General features: G+C 50.1%; 22 protein-coding genes. 20 read left to right on the forward strand and 2 right to left on the reverse strand.

Features of this window, described 5'->3' with window-relative positions:
- Positions 1 to 16: 16 nt before the first annotated feature.
- Positions 17 to 379, forward strand: coding sequence for a four helix bundle protein (locus tag E3J62_00480; protein TET47708.1), 363 nt, complete (start codon positions 17 to 19; stop codon positions 377 to 379).
- A gap of 109 nt (positions 380 to 488) precedes the next feature.
- Here the strand turns inward: E3J62_00480 and E3J62_00485 are convergent, their stop codons facing one another.
- Positions 489 to 815: a DUF3467 domain-containing protein gene (locus E3J62_00485; GenBank protein ID TET47709.1), complete on the reverse strand. Its 327-nt coding sequence runs from the start codon at positions 813 to 815 to the stop codon at positions 489 to 491.
- 331 nt (positions 816 to 1,146) lie between these two features.
- On the opposite strand from E3J62_00485, the gene uvrC reads away from it, so the two are divergent.
- From uvrC to moaA, 10 genes are all read left to right on the forward strand, one after another.
- Positions 1,147 to 2,967, forward strand: coding sequence for an excinuclease ABC subunit UvrC (gene uvrC / locus E3J62_00490; protein ID TET47710.1), 1,821 nt, complete (start codon positions 1,147 to 1,149; stop codon positions 2,965 to 2,967).
- A 121-nt stretch (positions 2,968 to 3,088) separates the two neighbouring features.
- Entirely contained in the window at positions 3,089 to 3,559 is a 471-nt protein-coding gene (locus E3J62_00495) for a methylated-DNA--[protein]-cysteine S-methyltransferase (protein TET47711.1), read from the forward strand.
- Complete coding sequence (locus tag E3J62_00500; protein TET47712.1) at positions 3,520 to 4,338, forward strand: MBL fold metallo-hydrolase; 819 nt, start codon at positions 3,520 to 3,522, stop codon at positions 4,336 to 4,338. Before E3J62_00495 ends, E3J62_00500 begins: the two co-directional genes overlap by 40 nt.
- A gap of 220 nt (positions 4,339 to 4,558) precedes the next feature.
- Complete coding sequence (gene mobB, locus E3J62_00505) at positions 4,559 to 5,242, forward strand: molybdopterin-guanine dinucleotide biosynthesis protein B (GenBank protein ID TET47713.1); 684 nt, start codon at positions 4,559 to 4,561, stop codon at positions 5,240 to 5,242.
- 55 nt (positions 5,243 to 5,297) lie between these two features.
- A complete protein-coding gene (fdnG, locus tag E3J62_00510; GenBank protein TET47714.1) occupies positions 5,298 to 8,264 on the forward strand; it encodes a formate dehydrogenase-N subunit alpha in 2,967 nt (988 codons plus the stop codon).
- Positions 8,265 to 8,283: 19 nt separating this feature from the next.
- Entirely contained in the window at positions 8,284 to 9,087 is an 804-nt protein-coding gene (locus E3J62_00515) for a 4Fe-4S dicluster domain-containing protein (GenBank protein TET47715.1), read from the forward strand.
- An 83-nt stretch (positions 9,088 to 9,170) separates the two neighbouring features.
- On the forward strand, positions 9,171 to 10,022 hold the full coding sequence (gene fdhE / locus E3J62_00520) for a formate dehydrogenase accessory protein FdhE (protein ID TET47716.1): 852 nt from the start codon (positions 9,171 to 9,173) through the stop codon (positions 10,020 to 10,022).
- A gap of 41 nt (positions 10,023 to 10,063) precedes the next feature.
- Positions 10,064 to 10,846, forward strand: a complete 783-nt coding sequence (gene fdhD, locus E3J62_00525; GenBank protein TET47717.1) for a formate dehydrogenase accessory sulfurtransferase FdhD — start codon at positions 10,064 to 10,066, stop codon at positions 10,844 to 10,846.
- A 197-nt stretch (positions 10,847 to 11,043) separates the two neighbouring features.
- The gene (locus tag E3J62_00530; protein ID TET47718.1) at positions 11,044 to 11,646 is read left to right on the forward strand and encodes a molybdenum cofactor guanylyltransferase; all 603 of its coding nucleotides are present in this window, start codon (positions 11,044 to 11,046) and stop codon (positions 11,644 to 11,646) included.
- On the forward strand, positions 11,637 to 12,611 hold the full coding sequence (moaA, locus tag E3J62_00535; GenBank protein ID TET47719.1) for a GTP 3',8-cyclase MoaA: 975 nt from the start codon (positions 11,637 to 11,639) through the stop codon (positions 12,609 to 12,611). Before E3J62_00530 ends, moaA begins: the two co-directional genes overlap by 10 nt.
- 107 nt (positions 12,612 to 12,718) lie before the next feature.
- On the opposite strand, the gene E3J62_00540 is transcribed toward moaA, so the two are convergent.
- The gene (locus E3J62_00540; GenBank protein ID TET47720.1) at positions 12,719 to 13,813 is read right to left on the reverse strand and encodes a hypothetical protein; all 1,095 of its coding nucleotides are present in this window, start codon (positions 13,811 to 13,813) and stop codon (positions 12,719 to 12,721) included.
- 254 nt (positions 13,814 to 14,067) lie between these two features.
- Here E3J62_00540 and E3J62_00545 point away from each other — a divergent pair, with 254 nt between their 5' ends.
- The 9 genes from E3J62_00545 to E3J62_00585 all read left to right on the forward strand — a co-directional run bounded on the left by E3J62_00545 (position 14,068) and on the right by E3J62_00585 (position 26,633).
- Positions 14,068 to 14,511, forward strand: a complete 444-nt coding sequence (locus E3J62_00545; protein TET47753.1) for an MOSC domain-containing protein — start codon at positions 14,068 to 14,070, stop codon at positions 14,509 to 14,511.
- 1 nt (position 14,512) lies between these two features.
- Positions 14,513 to 15,001 (forward strand): MogA/MoaB family molybdenum cofactor biosynthesis protein, encoded by a 489-nt coding sequence (locus E3J62_00550; GenBank protein ID TET47721.1) that lies wholly within the window; start codon positions 14,513 to 14,515, stop codon positions 14,999 to 15,001.
- 39 nt (positions 15,002 to 15,040) lie between these two features.
- On the forward strand, positions 15,041 to 16,720 hold the full coding sequence (gene mutL, locus E3J62_00555; protein ID TET47722.1) for a DNA mismatch repair endonuclease MutL: 1,680 nt from the start codon (positions 15,041 to 15,043) through the stop codon (positions 16,718 to 16,720).
- Positions 16,717 to 17,649 (forward strand): tRNA (adenosine(37)-N6)-dimethylallyltransferase MiaA, encoded by a 933-nt coding sequence (gene miaA / locus E3J62_00560; GenBank protein TET47723.1) that lies wholly within the window; start codon positions 16,717 to 16,719, stop codon positions 17,647 to 17,649. The genes mutL and miaA overlap by 4 nt, the downstream gene beginning before the upstream one ends.
- Positions 17,650 to 17,848: 199 nt before the next feature.
- On the forward strand, positions 17,849 to 19,180 hold the full coding sequence (locus E3J62_00565) for a DUF362 domain-containing protein (protein ID TET47724.1): 1,332 nt from the start codon (positions 17,849 to 17,851) through the stop codon (positions 19,178 to 19,180).
- Positions 19,177 to 19,773, forward strand: coding sequence for a hypothetical protein (locus tag E3J62_00570; GenBank protein TET47725.1), 597 nt, complete (start codon positions 19,177 to 19,179; stop codon positions 19,771 to 19,773). The genes E3J62_00565 and E3J62_00570 overlap by 4 nt, the downstream gene beginning before the upstream one ends.
- Positions 19,770 to 20,705 carry a DUF362 domain-containing protein gene (locus E3J62_00575; GenBank protein ID TET47726.1) on the forward strand — a complete coding sequence of 312 codons (936 nt, stop codon included), beginning with the start codon at positions 19,770 to 19,772 and terminating at the stop codon, positions 20,703 to 20,705. Before E3J62_00570 ends, E3J62_00575 begins: the two co-directional genes overlap by 4 nt.
- Positions 20,702 to 22,342, forward strand: coding sequence for a 4Fe-4S dicluster domain-containing protein (locus E3J62_00580; protein ID TET47727.1), 1,641 nt, complete (start codon positions 20,702 to 20,704; stop codon positions 22,340 to 22,342). The genes E3J62_00575 and E3J62_00580 overlap by 4 nt, the downstream gene beginning before the upstream one ends.
- 154 nt (positions 22,343 to 22,496) lie before the next feature.
- Entirely contained in the window at positions 22,497 to 26,633 is a 4,137-nt protein-coding gene (locus E3J62_00585; GenBank protein ID TET47728.1) for a hypothetical protein, read from the forward strand.
- The last annotated feature ends 284 nt before the right edge of the window (positions 26,634 to 26,917 follow it).

The following is a 26,917-nucleotide window of genomic DNA, read 5'->3' on the forward strand; positions in this document are numbered from 1 at the left end:
TCAAAAACGGAAGACAATCATCGATAGCAGAAGTTCAAAACGATACGATCTTGAAGAGAGAACCTTGAAATTCGCCAAGAAGGTGATAGCACTATGCAAGAAGGTTCCCAAGAACACGATAAGCCTCGAGTTGGTAGGCCAGGTCGTAAGGTCTTCAGGTTCTGTTGGTGCGAACTACCGTGAGGCGAATGACGCCTTGAGCAAGAAGGATTTTGTATATAGGATGAAGATCTGTCGCAAAGAGGCGAAAGAGACAGGCTACTGGCTCGAACTTCTCAAGGAGGCTAACCCGGGCTTCGGAGGCAAAATCGAGCTGCTCTTGAACGAATCTGTAGAGCTCAGGAAAATCTTCTCTTCGATAATCGAGAGATCAAAATGAGCCGCCTTTCTTTGCTCGTGCCCGGAACGTGTTTGGTGATTCGAATTTGGAGCTTGTGATTTGTTTGGAAATTGGGATTTGCAGCTTGGAAATTTGTCTCAGGATACCATCAAGTCGTCTCAGGGGGTGTCTTGAATCCTATTCCCCGTTCGGGCATGCCAGTTATCTTTATCTCTCCGAAATTCGACTCGAACTTCTTGATGTTGTCCTCGAGAGCCTTCCTCAAAAGCTTTGCATGTTGCGGCGTCATCACAATTCTTGAAAAGACCTTTGCTTTCGGTGCTCCAGGAAGAACTCTTGCAAAGTCTATGATAAACTCAGAGGCAGAGTGTGCTATTAGCACCAGATTTGAATAGATGCCCTCGCTCACTTCCTTTGGAAGTTCCACCTGCATTTGCTTGCCCTTGGGCTGCTGTTCAGGTTTGCCGCCGAACATAAATCCTCCTTGTCTTTTTCTAGAGTATAATTCCAACTACTACCGTTTGTCAAGCCTGCACTACAGGTCCGGGGACAGCCCCCCAATTTTACATGTAACAGCGAAGGATAAATAGACACATCACAAGAAAGATTTTGGAACCGCAGAAGATTGCTCAATATTGAACCATATTGAACCGGGGATGGGCGCGTGGGAGGAGGGATTGAGCGGGGAGTGGTGAGGGAAAGTGTGGTGAGTTGGGACAGCCCCCAATTTTACAATTTTGGGTAAATGCCGATAGCCAAGAGCTAGCATTTGGCGGTGTGCAGAAAATGGCTTGAATGGGGGCTAGTTGGTGTGTACAGTGATGGATGATATGACACCGGCCCAAGATCCTCTCAAGAAGAAACTGGCGCAAGTGCCGCAGAAGCCCGGAGCCTATCTCCTGAAGGACGAAACAGGCAAAGTCCTGTATGTGGGCAAAGCCAGCAAACTGAAGAACAGACTCACATCCCATATTGCGAGAGCGCCCGCCGAGCATCCCCGCCTTGCCGTCCTATATTCGAAACTGAGCGATTTTGAATACATAGTCACCGAATCAGACATAGAGGCGCTCATTTTGGAAGCGAATCTCATCAAACTCCATCTGCCCAGGTACAATGTAAGATTGAAGGACGACAAGAAGTATCCTTATATCAAGATTACTATCAATGAGGAGTACCCAAGAGTCTTTCCTACCCGGGATCTGAGGAGAGATGGCTCAATACTATTCGGCCCTTACACCAATGCAAAGAAGATGAGAAAAGCATTGCGGGCAGTGACAAGGATTTTCCCTTTGAGAACCTGCAAGGGGAAGCTTCCCAAGATTCTCTGTCTCGACTATCAGATAAAGAGATGCTACGGGCCGTGCGCTGGCAAGATAGGCAAGGTAGACTACCGGCACATGGTGGATCAGATGGTTAACTTCCTTGCTGGAAAAGATGCGCTGGTTGAGGCCGAGCTGGAGAGGAAGATGCAGAAGGCTTCAGACAAGATGGATTTCGAAACCGCTGGAAGGTTGAGAGATCAACTATTAGCGGTCAGGGAGACTATACGAAAACAGAGGGTTGTCTTCCAAGACACGACTGACAGGGACGTGATAGGTCTGGCCAGACAGAGGGCTACAAGCTGCATAGTTCTATTGCAGATTAGAGATGGCAAGCTCATCTCCAGAGAGAATTACCTTCTCGATTCCAGTGCCAAAACAGAAGATGCCGAGTTGATTCGCGCTTTTCTGGGGCAGTATTACAAAAACGCCTTTTTCATTCCCAAAGAGATAGTAGTTCCGGCTAAGTTCGATGACTCAGGACTGTTTGAATCGTGGATGTCACAGAAAAAAGAAAGCAAGGTCAAGATGGTCGTGCCAAGGCGCGGTGAAAAGGTGCGCGTCCTTGAACTCGCAAAAGTGAATGCTACATATTTGCTCGCAAAAGAGATCTCGGAAAGGGGAGAGAAGCCAATTCCTGCCTCCCTTTCGGGCCTTGTCAAAGCGCTCAGACTGAAGTCTTCACCCAGACGGATCGAGGCATATGACATCTCAAACATCGGGGGTGAAGCGAGCGTAGGTTCCCTTGTAGTTTTTGAGAACGGCAGGGCGAGAAAAGACGCGTACAGGAGATTCAAGATAAAGACGGTCAGGGGTCAAGATGATTTTGCAATGATGAGCGAGATCGTGGGTAGAAGATTCAAGAAGCTAAAAGCTGAAGGGAAGGGGCCACCCGACCTTGTACTCATTGATGGTGGGGTAGGGCAGCTCAACAGCGCCAGGAAGACGATTAGGCAGTATTTCAGAGGTGTTCCCGTGTTTGGGTTGGCCAAGAGGATGGATGAACTCCACCTTCCACGTGGAGGCACACTCATGCTTCCCAGAGGCTCGAGCGCGCTGCATCTCCTTCAAAGGGTGAGGGATGAGGCACACAGGTTTGCCATCACATATCACAGGAAGCTAAGAGGTAAGAAGATTTCCGAATCGCTTCTGGACGACATCCGCGGTCTTGGTCAGAAGAGAAAAAGGGAGCTTCTCCGCTACTTTGGTAGCGTAGACAGGATCAGGTCTGCAACCATTGAAGAGATCAGCAGGGTGAGACTCGTCGGTCCAGAACTCGCATCCAGAATACACGAAGAACTACACTAAGATACTTCTGGAAATTGAGAAATTGGAAACTGAGAAATTGAAACCCGGACCACAGATCGCCAAGCATTAATTTCTTAGTTTCTGAATTTCCTAATTTCTGGTTTCGAGGGGGGAGGTATCGATGAAAAACGTTGAGATAGCTCGCGCAGTGGTTGTGACACCGGCAGGTAGAGTGGGAATTTACGCCACGAGATCAGGGGTGAGCAGGATCATGCTGGGTGAAAGAACTAAGAGCGACATTGGCAAAAGCAATCTCCTTAGTCGAGCAAAAAGAGAGCTTGAGCGCTACTTTGGGGGCGAGAAAGTTCAATTCAGGGTCCCTCTGGACATGAGGGAGGCCACTCCATTCAGACTTAAAGTGTGGACCGAACTAATGGATGTAGAATACGGAACCACAGTGAGTTACAAAAACCTTGCCGGGCTCTGCGGAGAGCCGAGTTCTTGGAGGGCTGTTGCTGGCGCTGTCGCAGCCAACCCGCTGCCAATAATTGTTCCCTGCCACAGAGTCATCTCATCCGATGGATCACTGGGGGGATTTGCAGGGGGCCTGAGGTGGAAGAGGTTCCTTCTGAAACTGGAAGGAGCACTGTGAATCGCGTCATATTCCTCGGAACCGGGGGTGCGCGGTTTGTGGTTTTCCAACAGATTCGTGCTTCTGGCGGCATGTGGATGGAACTGGACGGGACAACACTTCTGGTTGATCCCGGGCCCGGCTCACTTGTGAAGATGAGGACGAAAAAGGAAAAACTGGACCCGCGGAATCTGGATGCCATAGTCCTCTCGCACGCGCATCTTGACCACTCTGCGGATTTGAATGTGGTGATTGAAGCCATGACAGAAGGGGGATTCAAGAAGAAAGGTCAGGTCCTTCTTCCCAGGCAGGCCATGGAAGAGCCAGGTCTGGTTCTCGATTACCTGAGAGAGTATGTCAATGGCTTTCAGGTGATGGTGGAAGGGGGGACCTATCAGGTTGGAAATGTCGAACTTGAAACCCCAATCAAACACATCCATGGCCTGGAAACATATGGGATTAACTTCAGGCTGGAAGACTTAACCCTCTCTTATGTTTCAGATTCGCGCTACTTTGAAAAGCTGGCAGAGGTTTACAATGGAGATGTCCTCATTCTGAACGTCGTCAGGGCAAAGCCGAGCAACTTAGACCATCTGTGCCTGGATGATGCAAAAGCGATCATATCAAAGGTCAAGCCAGGGCTGGCCGTCCTGACCCATTTCGGGATGACTGTGATAAAAGCTAAACCGTGGGTTCTGGCCGAGGAGATGTCTAGAGAGACTGGAGTTAAGGTGGTTGCTGCCAGAGATGGGATGATTCTGGATCTGGCCGAGTTCACCAGCAAGAATGAGAAACCATAGGGTAAGTGTATGTGAATTAAGAACTTGCTTCTCCTGCGGGCCATGTCATTTTTTCTTGACAAAATGCTTGACAGCAGACCGTGCCGATGTATAGAATAGCGCATATTTCGTGATTATTTTCACAATCCTTTTTTGTATTGGCATACGTTGCTAATGTTTGCTCTCGATGTTCCGTCCTGTCTTCTAGTAAATCTCGTCTTGCCATTCTGTAAGAGAATGGGTGCCGACAATTGAGATGCCGGTACCTGTTTTTGCCATAGTAGGCAGGTCAGGGAGCGGGAAGACAAAGTTCATTGAAAGTCTGATTCCTGAGCTCAGGTCACGGGGCCTCAGGGTGGCCTATGTGAAGCACTGCCACAAGGGATTCAGTCTCAACCACCGGGAAAAAGATTCTGGCAGGGTTTCAGAGGCTGGCGCAGAGGTTGTGGTTCTAGTTTCACCAGAGAGAACAGCCACAATAGAGAGAAGGGGCAATACACTCTCTGAACTGGTAAAGGAACTCGCCTCAAAGGCTGATATTGTTGTGGCAGAGGGCTTTAAGGCTGAGCCCATCCAGAAGATCGAGGTCTTCAGATCTGAGCTAGGTGGTCCTCTTGTGTGTGGTTCTGATCCGGATCTTTTGGCTGTAATTTCAGATGAGGCGGTTGCTATAGATTTGCCCACGTTTGGGTCTGAAAAGGCAAAAGAGGTTGTGGATTTTCTGGAGGCAGCGATAATGGGGAAGAATGAGTTGGAAGCAGAGGTTGAACTAGAGGTGGATGGTTCACCTGTCGAAATGAAAGGCTTCGTGAAGTCGGTGATTTCTGAAACAGTGATTGCTATAGTTTCCACTTTGAGAGGAGTGGGGGAGCCGATTGAAATCAAATTGAGAATCAAGAAAGGAAAGGGAGGTGGTAAGGCCTGAGTTTTTTCGCGACTTAAAGGCACAAGAGTATGAACGAAAAGTGGGGGGTACGCTTATGAAGGTTACAAGAAGGAGTTTCTTAAAGTTGACTGGCGGAACACTCGCAGCCGCTACAGTCGCCAACCTGGGCTTTTTGAAAAAGCGCGCGTATGCAAAAGGCCCGGCTGAGCTGAAAATAAAGTACGCGAGGGAGACCACATCCATCTGTCCATATTGCGCAGTTGGTTGTGGTCTAATTGCTCATGCCAGTGGAGGCAAGATAATCAACCTCGAAGGTGACCCCGAGCATCCCATCAATGAGGGAAGCCTTTGTTCCAAGGGGAGTGCTCTTTTCCAGGTGGCCAACAACGAAAAGCGCCTTAGAAAAGTGATGTACAGGGCGCCGTACTCCAATAAATGGGAAACAAAGACTTGGGATTGGGCCCTGGACAAGATTGCCGCCAACATGAAGAAGACCAGAGACGACACCTTCGTGACCAAAGATAAGAAGGGCAGAGTGGTCAACAGGAACGAAGGTACAGCCTGCCTTGGCGGAGCTGCTCTGGACAACGAAGAGTGTTATCTCTACTCCAAATTCGCCAGAACACTTGGTGTTGTGTACTTAGAACACCAAGCCCGCATATGACACTCTTCTACCGTCGCCAGTTTGGCGGAAAGTTTCGGTAGAGGGGCAATGACTAACCACTGGATCGATATTCGTAATTCGGATTGCATCATGATAATCGGCAGCAATGCCGCCGAGAACCATCCGATTTCGTTCAAATGGGTCACCAAGGCGATAGACAAGGGAGCGACTCTGATAAGTGTGGACCCCAGGTTCACACGAACCTCTTCAAAGGCTCATATCTATGCACCGATTCGTTCTGGTACTGACATCGCTTTTATCGGTGGCATTATCAATTACTGTTTTTCCAATAAGCTCTACAACAAAGAGTACGTCGTCAACTACACGAATGGAGCGCACCTGATCAACTCCGGTTACAAGCTCAACGACGGGCTCTTCAGTGGCTTCAGCCGTGGTAAGAGAGCTTATGACAAGTCCTCGTGGCAGTATCAAAAGGACGCTAAGGGCATACCCAAGCGAGACCCAGGTTTGAAGGACAAGAACTGTGTTTTCAATCTCATGAAGAAGCACTACTCTCGCTACACTCCAGAGATGGTCAGCAAGGTAGCGGGATGCCCGAAGGATGTTTTCCTGAAGGTGGCGAAGGCATACTGTGACACGGGTAAGAAGGGAAAAGTTGGAACCATAATGTATGCCATGGGAACAACTCAGCATACACACGGCACCCAGAACGTACGCAGCTACGCACTCCTACAACTCCTCCTGGGAAACATCGGACTTGCCGGCGGTGGAATCAACGCTTTGAGAGGCGAATCTAATGTTCAGGGCTCGACCGACCACTGCCTGTTGTTCCACATAATTCCGGGGTATCTCAAGACCCCGAGGGCAGACAATGTCAGCCTGAAAGCCTATTTGGAGAAGTGGACACCGAAGTCCAAAGATGCAAGGAGTGTGAACTACTGGAAGAACCTTCCGAAGTTCACGGTCAGTTTGCTCAAGGCTTTCTTTGGAAAAGCTGCAACGAAGGCTAACGATTTCGCCTATGCATACCTGCCCAAAATAGAGGGGAACTATTCTCACATCGCTATGTTCGAAAAGATGTATGAGGGCGGGATCAAAGGGCTCTTCATACTCGGGCAGAACCCGGCGGTTTCTGGGCCCAATGCTAGGATGGAAAAGAAGGCAATGGAGAACCTGGATTGGCTTGTGGCTGCCGATCTCTGGTCTACTGAGACTGCCAGTTTCTGGAAAGGGCCAGAAGCCAATGCCAAGAAGATAAAGACCGAGGTGTTCCTATTGCCTGCTGCTTCTTCAGTTGAAAAAGAAGGTTCTATTACAAACTCCGGTAGATGGGGACAGTGGCGCTACAAGGCCGTAAACCCGCCCGGCGATGCAAAAGACGACCTCTACATTCTGAGCGGGGTCTTCACCAGACTGAAGAACCTCTACAAGAAAAAGGGAGGCAAGTACCCGGATCCTATCCTCGACTGCGCCTGGAACTACGGTGAACATCCAGATCCTCACATGGTCGCAAAGGAAATAAACGGCTATGACTTGAAGACAGGGAAACTTTTGGCGAACTTCACCAAGCTCAAGAGTGATGGGACGACCTCTAGTGGCAATTGGCTATACTCGGGCAGTTACAATGAGGGTATAAACATGATGGCTCGCAGAGGCAAGGAGGATCCGACTGGCATCGGCCTCTATCCTAACTGGTCCTGGTGCTGGCCCGTGAACAGACGGATCATTTACAACAGGGCCTCCTGCGACCTCAAGGGTAAGCCGTGGGACTCCAGACACCCGGTCATAAAGTGGGACGGGACCAGGTGGGTCGGCGACGTTCCTGATTACGGGAAGACGGTTCCACCGGAGAAGGGTGTTGGAGCATTCATAATGAAGCCAGAAGGCTATGCGAGGCTGTTTGGAATGGGTCTCAAGGATGGGCCCTTCCCTGAGCACTATGAGCCGCTTGAGAGTCCGGTCAAGAATCTTCTGTCCGGCACTCAGAACAGTCCGGTGATAGTGGTCTGGGGTTGTGCGATGGATTGCGTGGGTACATCCAAGGACTATCCGATAGTCGCGACTACCTACAGGGTGACCGAGCACTGGCAGGCTGGAGCGATGACCAGAAACCTTCCTTGGCTTACGGAGCTCATGCCGGATATGTTTATCGAAATGAGTAAATCTCTTGCCAAGGCAAAGGGAGTAAAGAACGGAAGTATGGTCAAGGTCATCACGGCACGTGGCGAAATAACTGCCTATGCGCTGGTCACAGACAGGTTCAAGCCTTTCAAACTGAACGGGAAGATGGTCGAGGAGATAGGGATGCCCTGGCACTATGGTTATGAAGGGATCTGCTGCGGTGCTACTGCAAATGACCTTACACCGCATGTGGGTGATGGAAACACCATGATCCCTGAGTACAAGGCATTCCTTTGTGACATCAAAAGGGCTTGATAAAGGGAGGTAGACTAAAATGGCCGATATGGCTTTGTACATAGATCCAAGCAAATGTATGGCCTGCAGAGCTTGCCAGGTGGCCTGCAAGCAGTGGAATGGTCTTCCTGCAGAGCGGACCACCTTCTTCAGTGGACCCGGCTATCAGAACCCCGGCGATCTTTCCCCAAAGACCTGGACTCTGGTCAAGTTCTTCAAAGAGGAGTATGTCGGAGACAAACTGGAGTGGCGTTTCAGGAAGGTTCAGTGCATGCACTGCGAGGACCCCGGCTGTGTGACCGTTTGTCCCGTCTCACCCAAGGCGGCCACGCGCGATGAGAAGTGGGGCTTTGTGTACATCGACCACAGCCGGTGCATTGGCTGCGGCGCGTGCATGATAGGATGTCCTTTTGGCATTCCGCACGTAGACGAGGCAATGGATGAGCCCAAATCCAAGAAATGCACAATGTGCAACGACAGGGTTGTGAGCGGGCTCGTGCCAGCGTGCGCCAAGGCCTGTCCCACAGGTGCGGTCAGCTACGGGACGAGAAAAGCGATGATGGTCAAGGCTGAAGCCAGGGTCAAGGAGCTTAAGAACATGGGGAAGAAACCGTACATCTACGGGAAAAAGGAGATGAAAGGTCTCCATTCGATATACGTTCTTCCCGAAGGCGTCGACAAGTATGATCTGCCCAAGAATCCGAAGATTCCTGAGGATGTCGGCTATCTTCACGAGCTCCTGGGGCCGATGCTCGGAAGCTCCAAGATCTCTGCCGCGCTAGTTGGCATGGCAATAGGCTGGCTGAGGAAGAGAGGGGCCAAGAAGGAAAAGGCATCCGCCTAACGGGCACTGGATGGAGTTTTGTGTTGCGAACCGCCTGGGCATCAGTATTATGCTTGATGCTCAGGCTTTTCTCGGAGGATTAGATGGCTCTCAGCAGCGCCACCAAGGTGAGATCTGAACTGGAAATATACAAGGAGAAGACCGGGGAGAACGCTGATGTATTCGATTTCTTCCATTCGGTACTGAAGGTCCAGAACAGGACGTACAAGAATTCCAGGGTATCATTCCGCGTCAGCATTGCCGCGCTTCAGGAACGCTTGAAAAACTCTCAGAGGCTGGTAAAGCCACGAGAGATTTCCATCCCCAGGCGCGAATACCTGGAGACACTCAAGAGGATTGAAGGCGAGATCAACAAAAGGTGGATGGTAGGAAAAAGGCTCAAGCAATTTTCAAGACTTGAGGAACTTAACAGCGATAAATTCGCCGGCTTCATTAGCGGCATGGTTTCAGGGAAATCGGGCTACTTGAAAGGCCTACCGACAAAGACACATACAAAGAAGGCTACCCTTCAATTTGCGCTGGAAAGTGCGGCCATGCCCTTCATGGCAAAGATCTCTTCGGATGTTTCCAAAAAAGTCGACCTATCTCTCTGGCAAAAAGGGACGTGTCCAGTTTGCGGAAGATATCCCGTGGTTGCGAAGATGAGAAAGGATGACGGTGCTAGATTTTTGTATTGCGGATTTTGCGCAACTCAATGGCGCTTTCCGAGGCTCACCTGCGTGAACTGTGGAAATACAGATCAGTCCACCATGAAGTACTTCTTTCCTGAAGCGGACAGGGGACACAGGGTCGATGTGTGTGATGTGTGCAAGAAGTCGGTGAGGACGACAGATGAGAGAGCCCTGGGAAGGGAGACGTTCTTTGAGGTGGAGAACTGGGTGACATCTTATCTAAATGATGTGGCCATACGTGAAGGCTACAAGCCTCTCGGATAGGGAGAAAGACATGGCCAGGAAAGTTCGAGGTTGAAGGGCCAATGATAAAAGACTCTTCTGAGTTCAAGACTATCCGGTATGAAAAGGGCGAACCTGCAACTCGAACAGATATGGTCCCGAGAGAGTCATCAATCGATATCTATCTTTGTGGGACAAGACTCGTCACTCTTCAGGCGTCGCCGAATCAGTTGATCGAACTGGCGGTTGGCTTCCTTCTTTCCGAGGGGTTGCTTGAGACGCTCTCTGAATATGAGACTGCATCGATTGATGCTGAAAGCAAAGAAGTAAGGGTGGAGGCAAAGAACCGGTCAAAGGTCCTTTCCAGACTCCTCGACAAGGGAGATGTCATAAGAACGTCAGGTTGTAGCAGGGGTATGAGCTTTGGCGGGTATGACATGATAGGAAAGGTGAACTCTGACCTCTCTGTCTCAACGGAGAAGATCAAGACGATGACCAGAGAGATGCTCAAGGCAGCGGATCTCCACAACGCGTGTGGAGGCGTTCACTGTTCTGCACTGGTCAAAGGCTCAGAGGTCATCTCCATGAGTGAGGACATTGGCAGGCACAACACGATCGACAAGATAGTTGGGCAATGTTCCTTAAAGGGCATTGACATGTCAGAAGGTTTCCTCCTGACCACAGGAAGGATATCCTCTGAAATGGTCGCCAAATGTGCGAGGTCCAGAATTCCAGTTATCGCCTCCATGACCTCGCCCACAGATCTGGCTATCCGCATTGCAGACAAGCTGGGTGTGACAGTTGTGGGATATGTCCGGGGAAACAGAATAACCGTCTACACTCACGCGGATAGGATAACGAACTAACATGAGGTACGAAGAACGAACGAAATAGGGCCACGCCATCGGAGAGGGCATGAGGCATATTTCGTCCTTCGTCGGCATATGCCGACGGAGGAGAGTGAAAAACGAAGGACGGCGGAAGGTGAAGAATTTCGGAATTTCGAAGGTAGGCAGGGAGAGATGGGAATTTCGATGGGGTTTGGAGGTGCAAGGAGTGGAGAGTGGAAGCATTCGTACTGGCTGGCGGAGAAAGCAAAAGGTTTGGGTCCAATAAGGCTCTCTACAGGGTTGGCGACGAGACTCTGCTTGAGATACTGTTTAGAAGGATGTCCGATCTCTTCGATAAAGTTCGAGTACTGACAAAAGACAGCAGTCTGTTCAAGGGTTTGGACTTCGAAGTCCTGGATGACGTGAGAGAAGAGTGCTGTCCACTCTCGGGCATCTATTCAGGGCTGAGGTATCTCAGAAACGGGAAGGCGTTCTTTCTGGCTTGCGATTTGCCGCTTGTGCAGAGCAGGCTGGTCAACCATATTGTGGAGCAGAGCCAGGGGTTCGATGCCGCTGTGCCCCGGACTGCCATGGGATTTGAACCTCTTTGTGCGGTGTATGATGTCGCTTGTTTGGACGCTATCGAGGACCAATTTGTTTCCGGGAATCTGAGGGTTGTTTCGTTTTTGAATAATGTGAAGACAAAAGTAGTTGAAGAAGATGAACTGAAGAGGTATGACAAAAAGCTGGTTTCTTTTGTTAATGTCAATACTCCTGATACTCTGGGTATGGTCCTTGAACTGCTAGCCAGAGAGAAAGGAAGACGATGCTCATAGACTACTGCGGAAGAAAGGTCGATTACCTCAGACTCTCCGTCACAGACAGATGCAACTTGAGTTGCACATATTGTTCTCCCGGACATATCGAATGGCAGAGGAGGGGCGAGATTCTCTCCTATGAGGAAATGGTGACGCTTATCGACATTACTGCATCAATGGGTATCAAGAGGGTCCGCTTAACCGGTGGTGAACCTCTGCTGAGAAGAGATTTCGTTTCTTTCGTAGAGCAGATAAGAGCACTCGACAGGCCGCTTGACCTTTGCTTGACGACAAATGGTATTCTCCTCCCTGACCTTGCAGGAGAGCTGTTGCGGGCAGGGGTCACAAGAGTGAATATTAGCCTCGATACTCTTGATGAGGCAAAGTATGAGAGGATCACGGGCTCGAAGGCGCATAAAAAGGTCCTGAACGGCATCGAGGTTGCCCTGCGCCTTGGGTTCGATTCTGTGAAGGTCAACGTCGTTTTGATCAAAGGTTTGAATGATGATGAGATAGATTCCTTTGTCCGCATGGCTGAATTCAGGCCCCTTACCGTAAGGTTCATAGAGTTCATGCCCGCTGGACTTGCCGATTGGAACATAGACAGACTAATGCCGTCCCGAGAGATCCTCGAGAGATTCAAGAGGAGATACGGTGATATTGAACAGGTGAAGGCCGACGGGGGCGGTCCATCTCTCGACTACCGATTTCCAGGGATGGTGGGTAAGGTAGGTTTCATATCGTCCGTTACGGAACCTTCTTGTGAAATGTGCAATAGGTTGAGAGTCACTGCTGAAGGTAGGCTTAGACCCTGTCTTTTTTCTGAGATCGAGTTTGACATCAAGACGGCGCTCAGGACGACCAATGCCAGAGATGAAGTGAAGATGGTGATACTTGATGCGCTCCGTGCCAAGCCGGAAGGCCACTTACCGTTGGGTTCGTGTCGGCGGACGGAGACGCCCATGGCGCAGATAGGCGGTTGACCCTCCGCTGACGCTTCGGGAAGTACAAGGAACGAAGTACAAAGGTCGAAGTACGAGGAGACAGGCAACTGCCTCCTCTTTGTACTTTGCTCCTCGAACTTCGTACTTTAGTTGCGCATTGTCTTTAACAGAAGCTTTGACAGGGAAAGAACCGCAAAGGCAGTAACAGCCACTGACACGACAGCTCCTGCGATGTACAACAGGAGGGAAGTCCCTTGCACATGATATAGAAAGAAGCTTCCAAGAGCGCCAAGGAGATTGGAAGCCCCAACAATGTAATCCTGGAGAGACTTCCTTAAGAAAATATCAACTACGATCGCCCCGAACACAAATATCAGGTACATTGAAGCGACGTTGAAGGCTCCCATTGACCTTGCCTTGTTTGTTGGATCTTTCACCAGGGCAATCGTTGACAGAAGGGCTACTACTCCCATGGGAAGAGCTATGACCAGATAGAGCCAGCCAAGGTCGACCATAAAGAAGAGAGCCGCCGATACTACGAACATGACGAGCGTGAACCAGAAACCCATCCATGCCGCTGCAACGGGTGTGGGGTAGAAGAAAAATGCCTTCTTCTCAGTTATCAGTCCTCCATCCTTGGTTCTTATTGGATGAGAAGGTGAGTGGACCATTATGTGAGCGGACTGCCAGATAATCGCCGTCACAGCAAGAACCCATGGTATCGGACTGGTAAACAGTGTCTCTGGAGAGAAGGCAGCCCAACCCCCTAGTGGAAACAGCGCGATAATAAAGGGGAGCGATAGGTATCCCACGACGTCCCGGAGGAACATTGTGTATACAATGCCAAGGGCAAGTGCTATACACAGAACTGTCGTTGCGAGAGCGTTGAACGTAAACCACACAACTGCAATTGACATTGCCATAAGGATCAGACTGTATATCAGTGCAAGGCCTGAGTGAATTCTTGCTGTGGGTATTGGCCTGTCTGGCCATACGTCCAGGTCCCTCATCCTGTCCCACCAGTCGTTGAATGTGTGTATGCCTGCCGTTGCTATGCATGCAGCAGCAGAGCCCAGGATAACCAGAAGCAGATGAGGCATCCTGCCGTTTGCCAGTATGGCGCCGGCGCCAGTAATAGGAGGCGCCATGGTCAGTAAGAACGGCCTTGTTATCTCGAAATAACTGAAGACTCGTTCAAAGAATGAATACCTTTCCTTTCTGCCAATTCCTCCGTGGCCCATCAGTCCTCTTAGCAGTGGCCCGGCGTGTTCCGCGATTACAGTTCCCAATGAATCTTCCGTTTCCCCTTGAAATGCCGTAGCAACCCTCCTTTTGCAGATTACTTATATCAGACAATCTACAGATTGTCCACCAATCATTGGCTCGCGGGCCAGTGTCGCCTCATACGCCAATGGACCCGGAGTCCAGGCCCAACTCAAACCCCAAAAGCCCTTTTTCCTTGAATTTGGGATTGAGGAAGCGTAAAATGAAGACGATGAAACCAAAGATTGTATCTGTCAACACAAGCAAAGAGAAGGGCACGCGGAAACACAAAGTTCCATGTGTTCTCCTGAAGGTCGATTGTGGTGTGGAAGGAGATGCGCACGCAGGCACACGGAACAGGCAGGTCTCTCTTCTGGCACTCGAGTCCATTGAGAAGATGAGGAAGAAGGGGGCGAATGTGGGCCCCGGAGACTTTGCTGAAAATGTGACCACACAAGGAATAGACCTGGTTTCGCTTTCTGTCGGCACCAGACTGAGGATAGGGGAGACTGTTGTGGAGGTGACTCAGATAGGGAAAGAGTGCCACAGCGGATGTGAGATTCGTGAAATCGTCGGCGATTGTGTTATGCCCAGGGAAGGGATATTTGCCAGAGTTCTGAAAGGGGGAGAGATCAGGTCCGGGAACGAAATACTAAAAGAGAGAGCAGAGGGGTGAGATGAAAGTCGCGATACTTACAGTGAGCGATAAAGGCTCCAGAGGAGAAAGGGAAGACCTGAGCGGAGCGGCCATCAATGAGTGGGTTGAAAGAATGAGGGGCGAGGTTGTCAAGCATGAGGTGGTCCCGGATGAGCCCAAGTCCATAATAGAGAAGCTCAAAGACTACTGTGACGTTCTTGGAGTTGACCTCGTATTCACGACTGGCGGTACAGGATTCTCCCCAAGGGATAACACTCCAGAGGCTACGGCAGCGGTCATAGAGAAACTGGCTCCGGGCGTCTCGGAAGCTATAAGGGCGGAAGGGTTAAAGAACACGCCTATGGCCATGCTTTCCAGAGCAATTGCAGGGATAAGGCGGTGTACGCTGATAGTCAACCTTCCGGGAAGCAGAAGGGGAGTTGTTGAATCGCTAGTTGCCATTGAACCAGTAATCGAACACGCTGTTGAGATTCTGAAGGGTGAGGGAGGGGAGTGCGCGCCTGAGTGACCGTCTGACCCTATTTCACACTCTGACCGATTTTCCAGAATGGCACAAATAGTCATCCTTCCAGATGAGCTTGTTTCCAAGATTGCAGCGGGGGAAGTGGTTGAGCGGCCCGCTTCAGTCGTAAAGGAGTTAATAGAAAACTCCCTGGACGCAGGAGCAAAAAGAATAGTCTGCGAAATGGAAAACGGAGGCAAGAGGCTAATACGTGTATCCGACGACGGCTCTGGTATGACGCACGAAGATGCTCTGCTTGCAATAAGGTCTCACGCAACCAGCAAGCTAACATCAAGCGGCGATTTGCTCAGCATCGCCAGTTTCGGATTCAGAGGTGAGGCACTTCCTTCAATTGCTTCAATCTCGAAGATGGAAATCGTGACCAGAACAAAAGATGATGTGGCAGGCACAAGGGTCGCAGTAGCCGGGGGTGAGGTGAAAGAAGCAACCGAAGCCGGTTGCCCCGTGGGGACGTCTGTAACAGTGAGAGACCTCTTCTACAATGTCCCGGCCAGGAGGAAATTCCTGAGGACCACTCAAACTGAGCTCTACCACGTGGTCAATGCGGTCACATCTCTTGCTCTTTCCAGTCCTGAAGTGGCCTTCTCGATGACACACGATGGTCACAGCCTTTTTGAATTCCCCTTTTCTTCCTCTGTCAAAGACAGAGTTCTTTCTGTTTTCGGACTGGGATTCGTGAAATCCACTTTGGAGGTGAGCAGCGAAAGCCCTCTGGCCAGGATCTATGGTTTTGTATCCACACCGGAAACCCTTAGCTCGGCAAGAACCAGGCAGTTCATCTTCGTGAACAAGAGGCCAGTGAGCAGCCGTTCTCTGGTGCACGCTGTCTATGAAGGTTTTGGACTGGAAGGCAGAACCAGGCACCCGGCTTTTCTCCTTCTTCTTGAAATCGATTCTGGGAGTGTTGATGTGAATGTTCATCCGACCAAGAGGGAAATACGCATGACGAATGAAAGAGCAATACACGACCTCGTAGCCCAGACTATAAGGGATGCTTTGCATGCGAGTCCCGAGATTCAAGAGAAGACTGAGCCAACATATATGAGGCCCAGACTTGACGGGAAGCAGGGAGCTTTTTGGGGAGTTCAGGAATCTTTTGTCGGATACAGAGGGGAAGGCTTGGAGGCCGAGGAACGGGAGCAGTTGTTCATACCGGAGTTCTGGCAGTTGCACAGAACATATATCATTGCTCAGACAAAGACGGGTATGATCGTAGTTGACCAGCACACCGCCCACGAGAGGATTCTATACGAGGAGATACTAAAGAATGAAAAAGGTTCAGAGTCACAGCAACTCCTCTTCCCAAGACCTGTTGAACTTTCACCTCAGCAGTCTGTCCTTGTGGAAGAGAAGATGGATGAAATAGCCAGGCTGGGGTTTGAAGTAAAAAAGTTCAGCGGAAACACTTTCGTGGTTGAGGCTGTCCCAGCATACCTTGAACATTACAGAGATGAAACATTCGCGGAGTTCATTCAGGAGATGTACGAAGCAGGAAAATCCAAGACGGAGAGTTTTGATGAGATGGCAAAGATGCTCGCTTGCAAAGCCGCAGTCAAGGCAGGGCAGTCACTGACGCCGGAAGAGATGAACTCACTTCTGGACAGGCTTTTTGCCACCAAGGTTCCCTTTTTCTGTCCACACGGCAGGCCAACGGTCATCAGGATGAGTCTTGAGGAGCTGGGAAGGAGGTTCGGACGCATTTGACGCTTCCCGTTGTAATCGGCCCGACAGCGGTGGGAAAGACTACGCTTGCCATAGAGGTTGCCTCAAGAATAGGCGCAGAGATAGTGTCGGCAGATTCCAGGCAGGTCTACAGGTACATGGACATAGGCACTGCTAAGCCGACCGAGGATCAGCTCGGAAGAGTCAAGCACCATATGATCGACTTCATCGACCCGGATGAGCATTTTGGAGCAGGACAGTACGGTTCCAACGCAAAAGCAGCGGTCAAGTGTGTCACTTCCAGCAATAAGATCCCTCTTGTTGTTGGAGGTTCAGGCCTTTATGTCCGCGCACTTGTGGAGGGTTTTTTCCCTGCTCCACCAGTGGATAGGAGATTAAGAGAGAGAATCCTTGCGACGGCAGAAGAGAAGGGGACAGGATTTCTACATGAACGACTCAAGACTGTGGACCGTGAGGCAGCCGACAGAATCCACCCCAACGACCTTCAGCGTATTTCGAGAGCCCTGGAGGTTTTTGAGCAGACCAAAACGCCAATCTCTGAGCTTCAGAAAGGCAAGAAGGAAAACACGTTCAGGCCGCTCTACATTGGTCTTGCCAGAGAAAGGGGCCAGCTCTACGGAAGGACGGAGTCCAGGATTCTGAAAATGGTCCAGCTCGGATTCGTGGAAGAGGTGGAACGGCTTCTGGACATGGGATATTCTTCTTCATTAAACTCTTTCGGCGCAGTCGGCTATAGAGAGATGGCTGCACATCTGTCCAGGGAAATGACTCTTGATCAGGCAATAGCAAAAACAAAGAAGAACACAAAGGCCTTTGCCAGAAGGCAGCTCGCATGGTTCAAGTCGCTCGAGAACGTCCATTGGATCGACCTCTCCTCTGACCAGGACGAAAAGAGGGCAGTTGATACGATGACGGCACTGATAAAGCAACGGTGCTCCTCAGGCGCATAACCACAAAAGTCCAAAAGTCCATACCTGTCCCCATACGCATACGCGAAGGACAGATTCCTAAGTACTGAGTGCAAAAGAACTTGTACTTCGCACTTCGTACTTCGTCCTTCAGTGGCAAGTAGTTTGGCCTTGCAGAAGCGGTTTGCCCAAGTATAATATGAAAGAAGGTCAAGGCTCGGCCTAGGCCGGGGAGTCGCCGATGGCAAGGATCAGGATAACTAGAAGGGAATTCCTAAGAAACCTGACTCTGGGGGCTGGGGCTACCGTTGTTGGACAGAGTCTCGTGGGTAGAAGTATCAAGAGCGCCCTGGCAAGAGATGTGGCGAGCCCGGTCGTTGTGGTCAAGGATCCAACAGCCACAGACTATCCAACCATCAACGAGCCTGTGGTGCAGGCGATGATGGATGCAGGGATAAGAGCGCTTGGCAGAAATGAAGACCTGGGAGAAGCATGGAAAACTTTCTTTCCCCGTGTTGACGAGACTAGTGTCATCTCGATAAAGGTAAATTGTTTCCTCACCCTCTGTAGCCATCCTCAAGTCGCGAATACAATCATAAATGGCCTGACACAAATGGACTTCGGTGGTACTCCATTCCCGGAGAACAATATCATCATTTGGGACAACAGGGACGACCGGCTCATCAACGGTGGTTACACAATAAACGATGGACCAACTGGCGCAAGATGCTTCGGCACAAACCACTCTGGGGCAGGATATGACTACAGTTATGATATGGATATCAACGGCGTGATCAGCCATCCAAGTAGGATTATGAAGGATATATGTGATTACATGATAAATCTTGCCGTCCCAAAGGACCACTCAATTGCGGGTATCACTCTGTGCATGAAGAACCACTACGGGTCTATCAACAACCCGGGCTCGCTACACTCAGGTAGGTGTAATCCATACGCCCCCATACTGAATCAGCTCATCAGAGACCAATTGAACAGAAGAGAGGGCATCTTCATCATCGATGGTATGTTCGGCATATACACCGGAGGCCCAGGAGGAGCGCCACAGTTCATCTGGAATGGTCTCATAATGTCAAATGATCCAGTCGCGTGTGACTTCGAAGGGAAAGTTGCCATAGATTTTGAACGGCACAAGCGCGGCATGAATCCAACCAATGCACCAATGATCGATACTGCAAAAGATTTGGGAGTTGGAACCTATGACGAGAACAGGCGAGAAGTACGTCTTATCGAGAGTCCGAGTTTCAAGATGATGGGTTTAATTCCGTCCGATCCTGTTCTTGGCCTGTATCGCAGCAAACCAAATCCATGCAGGTATCATACGAAGATAGGGTTTTCACTGATAGAATCTGCTCACGTTGACCTGGCCGTTTATGACCTCAAAGGAGCCAGGGTGACAACTCTCAAGAGCGGTCCACTCGATGATGGAGCATACACCGTTGAGTGGGACTTGAGAGACAGGAAGGGTCACAAGGTTCCAGCAGGCAACTATTTCTACAAGCTTACACTGGACAACGGATTTACAAGAAGTGAAAGGATGGTGGTGCTGAAGTGAAGATTGCGTCAAGAATTCTTCTTGGACTTGCTCTTCTCTGTCTGGTTTCGGCCTTCTCCTGCTCCAGGAACGAAAATGGGGGTGGTGGAGGCGGCGCCGTGTTCCCCTGGTATTTCCTCCCGGGTGATAATGAGATAAGCGGGTGGGCTTGGGACGGTTCGTATGAAACTGCAACGACAACACAGGAGCTCTGGGCCTGGATAGATGGTGCGGGCCAGGTTTTCATTGACCATGGTTTCTCATCTTGTGCCAGGCAAATATACAAGGGCTCGTTGTCCGGTTCCGAAGTAAAGATCGAATATCTTTACATATACGACCAGACAACTGATTCCAATGCCTACGGTGTTTATCATGACCCCGGATCAGGTACGGGTACCCCCTGGACTGACGACCCTGCGGGAACTGAGGCCAGAATAAACGACTTTGGGATAGACACCTATGTTATCGATTTTTGGCAGTCAAAATACTTCGTGACCATCACCATTTGGGACAAGAGCAGTGAGGCTCTGGATGTCATAAAGCTATTCAGCCATAACATATCTGACAAAATGCCGGGTAGCTCAACCACTACCAGGCTCCCTTCTGAAGGATGAGCAAAGGAATATCAAGAAGGGAATTTCTGAACAGGTGCTACGGCCTTGGTGTGGCCGTGGGTTTGGTTTCTCTTCTTCCCAGTATAGAATCCCTTTCTGCCGGGGAAGATGCAAAGATAGACCTTGCGGTTGTGAACGGTGACCCACAACCTGCAGTCAATAAAGCAGTTGAACTCCTTGGCGGAATCTCGTCCTTTGTCAGGCCAGGAGATAGGGTTCTGGTGAAGCCGAACATGTCGTTCGCCAACCCGCCCAACTGGGGGAGTACAACCGACCCGAGGGTGGTGAGGGCTGTGTCTCTACTCTGTCTGGCGGCGGGAGCCAAGAAAGTGGTGATCATGGATCATACTCTGCGGGCTGCCGAGGCCTGTTTGAAAGAATCTGGGATAAAGGATGCGGTCTCTGATCTCGATAAGGTCGCTGTTGTGACTGCAAACACTGAGAGATTCTTCACCGATGCTGAGGTACCTGATGGTGATGCATTGAAAACAGTGGCTGTGGTTAAGCAGCTTGGAAAAAGCGAGTGTTTCATCAATCTGCCGTGTGCAAAGTCGCACGCAGCAACCGGAGTGAGCTTCGGCATGAAGAATCTTATGGGCCTTGTATGGGACAGGCAGTACTTCCACGAAAGGACAGACCTGAACAAGGCCATTGCTGAACTTGCCGCTCTGATAAAGCCTGACCTTACAATACTGGATGCAACCAGAGCGCTCTTGAATGGTGGGCCTGGAGGGCCAGGAAAGGTGAAGGAGCTTTCCACCATTGTCGCGGGCACGGACCAGGTGGCTGTGGACAGCTATGGCACATCACTTGCCCCGTGGTATGGGCAGACCTTTACCGGAAAGCAGGTTCGGCACATAATCGAGGCGTACAATCTGGGCCTCGGTGAAATAGACTTAGAAAAACTGAGGGTAAAGAGGGTGAGTGTTTGAGCGAAGAGCCGGTCATCATATCTGGCCCTTCCAGGGTGAGGGGGACAATTCAGATAGTCTTCCTCGTTTTTTTTCTGCTTCTTTTCATTTTCACGTTGTTCCCACTGCAAGAATGGGTTCCCCCCGTAGACATTCTACTCAGAATTGATCCAGTCGCGGCACTTGGTTCGCTGATAGCAACAAGAACCTGGGTATACCGGATGTTCTTTTCTATTCCACTTATAGCGCTCACCCTGTTTCTGGGAAAGTTCTTCTGTGGATACGTGTGTCCGACCGGGACCTCAATCGACCTCTGGAGAAGGCACGTGCTGCGAAGATATCATGACGGTCTTCCCCGGAAAGACCTCACCAGATGGAAGTACTATACTCTCTTTCTGATCCTGACCAGTGCAGTCTTCGGATATTCTCTCATCTGGCTGCTCGATCCATTATCCATCTTTGTAAGATTCCTGACCCTGGCAGTGTACCCTGCCGTCGTTTTCATTCTTGATGGAGCTCTTGCCTTAATCAGTCCTGCAGCCGATAAACTGGACATCACGTCCCTGGCATATAAATCTATTTTCCAACCCTCGTTTCAAGGCGCGCTTGCCATACTTGCAGTATTCGGCACAATCCTGATGCTTGAGCTTGTCCAGAGGCGTTTCTGGTGCAGAAACCTGTGTCCTCTCGGAGCATTTCTGGCTCTTCTTTCCCGGTTCAGCCTGTTCAGGAGGCACGTACCATATGATTGCACAGAGTGCGGAGAGTGTGAAGAGGTCTGTCCGATGGGGGCCATATACGAAGGAGGAAAGAAGAACGTTCCTGCTGACTGCATAGAGTGCTACACGTGTGCCTCAGTCTGTCCAGCAGGAGAGATATCTATAGTTGCTGGCAGACCGGCCGGGCCATACAGTGTGGACATTCAAAGGAGAAGGGTGCTCGGGTCGCTGGGTCTGGGATTTGTTGCTGCTTCCATGTTCAGAATGGACGCGCTTAGGGTGAGCAGGAATCACAACTTCATAAGACCACCAGGGTCAGTTCCAGAGGACCTCCTTTTGTCAAGATGCTACCGGTGTGGAGAATGCATGAAGGTCTGTGTCACAGGAGGTATTCAACCGGCAATTCTGGAGGCGGGCATAAGTGGGCTTTGGACACCTCTTCTCGTTTCGAGGATTGGTGGCTGCGAGAAGACGTGCAACCTGTGCGGTCAGGTCTGCCCGTCCGGTGCGATCAGATCCCTCTATCTAACAGAGAAGACCTTTGTCAAAATGGGAACCGCCACCATAGACAGAACAAGATGCATTGCGTGGGAACAACAGAAGCTCTGTCTCATATGTGATGAGATATGCCCATTTGCCGCCATAGATTTTAAGCTTGTTGCTGATGCCGAAGGCGAATCGAAAAGGCCATTTATCAACGAAGAGGTCTGTACGGGCTGCGGCCTGTGTGAGCAGAAATGTCCAGTTGAGGGCACATCGGCGATAGTGGTGAGTCCCATAGGGGAGGAGAGGCTCATTGCCGGGAGTTATGTGAGTAATCAGAAGATCGAAGCCAGAAGAAAGGCCATTGAGGGCAGGACTCCAATCGAGCAGTTGAAAGAAGAAGAGAGAAGGCGGAGAGGGGAAAAGGAACTTCCTAAAGGATTCATTATTCAATAGCCAGATCGTCGGTACCAGGTTTTATCCTCCGAATACTCGAAGGACCTTCGTCATTTTTGCATTTTGGAGATTTGGGTTAATCCATTGCAACCACAGATTTCACAGATTCTCACAAGATTATTCTTCTGGGTAGGGTTCAGCCATGAGGATGCGTTTGAAATCTGTGGTAATCTTGTGTAATCTTGTGGTTACAGAATTTTTCTCATTTTCAGCCTTGGTGATGAAAAGACTCTTCCTATCTTTACTTCTACCGGCAATAGTGAGCCTTCTAATGGGGAACCCAGCCGTCTCTCAAGAGGTGAGCATCGGCAATCGGAGGACATTCCCCTGGATAAGCCACGAAAGCAAAACCTACTTCGGCATGCAAACGGGCCTCCTTGTCTATGACCACCTCTCAGATGTGTGGAATGCTACCTACGTGGGGGAGGATGCAGCCTCGAATAGGATAAATGTTCTGGGTATGGATGAGGATATCCTCTGGGTAGGTACGAATGGCGGTGTCGCGAATTCAGATGTCAGGCTCGGGGATTGGATAACCTATGATATGGAGGGAGGGCTACCTTCAGACACTGTGTTGTCTCTAGGTTTTGAAGAAGACTACGCATGGGTAGGCACTCCGGATGGTGTGGCAAGGTTCGATAAACTGACTGAAGAGTGGGATGTCTACGACACCACCAACGGCCTCTCTTCAAACATGGTGAACGACATCATAGTCCGTACGGGTAGACTATGGTTGTGCACAGACAAGGGAGTATCGGAATACGATACAGAATACGAAGTCTGGAGAGTACACGTAGATGAGGCTCCCGCGCTTGGCGGACCGATTGAGAGGGTTCATGCGTCTAAAGGAGTTCTCTGGTTCTTTGGTGAAAGAGGTGTTTGCAGGTATGATGAAAACACCCGTTTCTGGTCTGAGTACAGCAAGGACAGATGGAAGCCAGAGAGCGTCCCGGATCAGATAGTCGCTGAAGGTGATTCACTCTGGCTCGTGGCAAGCGGCAAGATATTTCTTTTCGACCCATCCGTTGATGTTGTATCAGAGTTCGAATACAGTTCTGACCTTGGCAAGAAAGAAGTAAGGTATATGAGTGTGACATCCAGTGAGATACGAGTCGCCACTGACAAGGATGTTGCCAGCTTTCGCAGGGGAAGCAAGATATGGAAATTCTATGGACCTGCGCAGGGACTCGCATCGCAGGACTTCCTGACCACAGTCAAATCCTTCAACTTTGACTTCGCGTGCGGGGGTGACGGCTCAATCAGCTATCAAAAGTGGGGTGAGGGTAAATGGTATGAGAGAGAACCACTCAAGCCGATAGAGGAGGAAGTATCGGCCAGGTTGAAGCTTACCAGTGATGAACGGGGGACAGGGGTGATCCTCCCTCATGACAACTCCCTGCTTCTCAAAGGGAGCACAACGTGGAACTTCGAGCGCAGTATGTGCAACTGGTTTGACCCTGAGGGTAGGTCAGATTTGACCCTGTCCGGGAGCATAACAGGGGAGAGATCCCTTTCGGGCAGATATGATGATACAGACTTTGAAAAAACGGTCTATGGGCTCACTTTTCGTGGTGCGCAGAAAGACCTACTCAGGAAAGTGAGCTTTGGTCATGGCAGGAGTGAGTTTGGTCGAGACAAACTGGTAAGGTCACTCGACATATTTGGTGTGTTTGCTGAGGTTGGCTATGGCGAGAAAACGGGAAGGGCGAAGAGACTGGGGTTGTCCGCGACGACAGGCGAAAGAAGGAGTGGATTCGATTCAGACTTTTTTGTAGGGATAAGAAAAGGATTCGACAGTAGCATAGATGACGTAGATTATGTGGAAAGACGTTACTTCTTAATTGACACAGCCGGCATGTGGCTCCCTGTTGTCCATGGTTCAGACGAGGTCTTTCTGGACGACCGATACAGCGGGAACAATAACGCTAACACCTTCCTGGATACCATGATAGGTGGGATAGTCGGTGATTTTGATAGGCTATATCCTGTCTTGGACTACGCTCTTGACAATATCAATGGAATACTTGATTTTCGGTATCCAGTTGATTCGCTGCATGTTCTGGCAGTTAGCCTCAGATCGTCAGTCGGGAAGCGGGAGATTATCGTTCAATCCGATTCAGTCCGCGGGTTCGCTCAAGTGAACAGATATTCTCTGCCAAGAAGTATGATCCCGACGAGTGTGTCTATGTCGATTGTTGATACTTCAGGGGTTGTTCATCCTCTGTCTGAATTCGGTTTGGACGAGGATATGGATGGCCGAGTCGACCCAGAGTATGTTGATTTCAAAAATGGTCTCTTGGTTTTCCCAGAACGAAGGCCGTTTCCTGAAGAGGTTTATACATCAGACGTACATATCTACACGATTCATATCCAGCACGAGACGTTTTTGCCAACTTATGGGCTTTCTCACCGCCGCATTGTAAGGCCTTCGGAGACCGTCAGGCTTGATGGGGCCTTTCTTGAAAGGGGGAATGACTACATTCTCGATTATACGTCAGGCACTTTGATCATTTTGAAGGACGAACTAATAGGGGATAGGACACAGGTCGATGTGACATATGAGTATGAGAGGGATTCAGATGAGCAGTTGAACATGGTTGAAGTGAAGGTCAATCCGAATGACGCTTTCAGAGGTGTGATCAGAGGGATTAGGTTTGATGATGATGAGATGAGCCTTGAAGCCTCAGACATGGTTCATGGGTCAATGGAGATCAGAACGAGGACACTAGGAATGGATTTTCGCGTCCCTGTTGAGCTGGCAAAAGGCGTTGATGACAGTCTTGACGGAATAGGACAGAAGTACTCTGTGTATGCCAGCGGCAAGAGTCTCAGAGCCAACGCATCATACGAATCCTACGGTGACGACTTTGTCTCGTTTGCACCTGAAAGGGGTAGGCTGGGGATGGTGAAAGACGCATACGGGGTCGCAGCCCAATATGACTTCTTTGATTGGCTTGTTGGGGGCGTCGACTGGGGCCGCCAGGCTTTCAGACCTGACAGTGGTGAATTCGAGCCTGTCTGGACCAACGCCCTTGCTTCTTTCATCTTCAGCAAACCGAGGCTCCCTGCGTTCGGCCTCAAAATGGCAACGAACACCACGGCGTTAGACTCTATTGATGAGAGAATGAGACAGGTAGGTTCAGAAATCAGCTACAACATAAGTGAAGAAGAGCTCCCGGGCTTGCCTGTCAAATCCCTGAATCTCAGTTCTAGTTTTGTGAGGACCTGGTGGGACGAGACACCAGGAGACAGTTCCGGGATATATGATGGGGGTTCTTTCATGCTTCTTTCGACGCTCTTCCGAGGGGTCTCGGTGGGCGCGGAATACTTACACAGGTTCGGAAAGCAGGATTCTGTCGGCAGAACAACTTCCTACCAGACTTCAGGGAGCGGCGAAGTCCGGCTAAGTGGAAATATCGACAGAATTCCCGGGCTGTCCTTCTATGGGAAGACTGAGAGGGAGACGAAAGAGGATCCGTATACTGGTGCGTCAGGAAGGAGGGATGGTGATTATGACTGGAGAGACTATGCAAGGATTGGCGTCTATCCCGGCGTCTGGTATGGTCGTCTTTCTTTAATCGATTTCGAATACGAAATCTCGAAGCACTTGTCTGCCCATCTGAGGGACGCATCAGGGCCGCTTTCCATAAGACATAGGTTTCTGGAGGCACCGAACGACTTGCTCGACAACAGATATGAGTCAAAGACTGAGGATTTCGACGGCCGGATAAGACCTCATGTGACTCTATTGTTAGACTTTAGCTATCAGAAAACACGAGAGATGTCACGCGTACTTGATTCCTTCAACGGAACAGAAAGAGACAGGTATGAGGGGAAGGCTGAATACATTCCCAGGTATCGTTCGACTTTCACCCTGCAACACGGCCAGACACGCGATAGATACAGTCCCCTCTCGAGCAGGATTGATTACTCTTCCAGCGCATGGTGGGAGGAGAGATGGACATACTGGGTGTTTACAAAGACGGGCTTCTCCCATTGGTATGCCAAGAATTGGGAAGGTTCCATTGGCAGTGCACAATCATCATTGAATCCGCAATTGAGTGCGACATTCCGAGCAAAGAAGTTTCCGTTGCTGGGGAATGTTGAGTTGAGCAGTGACTTGGGACTCAGGCGCAGCACCAACGATTCATCGGTTACTATGCAGTACGCTGGCGGCTTCCAGTTAGACATCAAACCGATACACCTGCTGAGGCTGAAGACAAAACTGGATCTCGGATACGTTGATGGACTGTCGACCAATCTGGTCATAACTGTAACGGGTACATTCTAACCCACATTCTTGGGAAGGACGAACGAAATAGGGTCACGCCATCGGAGGAGAACGAAGAACGAAGGACCGCGGAAGTTATTAATTTCGCAATTTCGAAGGTGTGTGGCATGGTCGGGTGGAGTTTCGTAGTTTCGTATTTTGGGTTTGTTTCTTATTGCGCACATCCTTCCCATGTTATAAACTCTGTTTCCATCCCTTCCCGTTCTTGGGAAGGAGACCCGAGGGAAATTCTTAATTTCGTGTTTCTGGTTTTATTTTCGATTTTCCCTTCGACAAGCTCAGGA

The sequence above is a fragment of the candidate division TA06 bacterium genome (assembly GCA_004376575.1).
In the GTDB taxonomy this organism is placed as follows: domain Bacteria; phylum Hydrothermota; class DG-26; order E44-bin18; family E44-bin18; genus E44-bin18.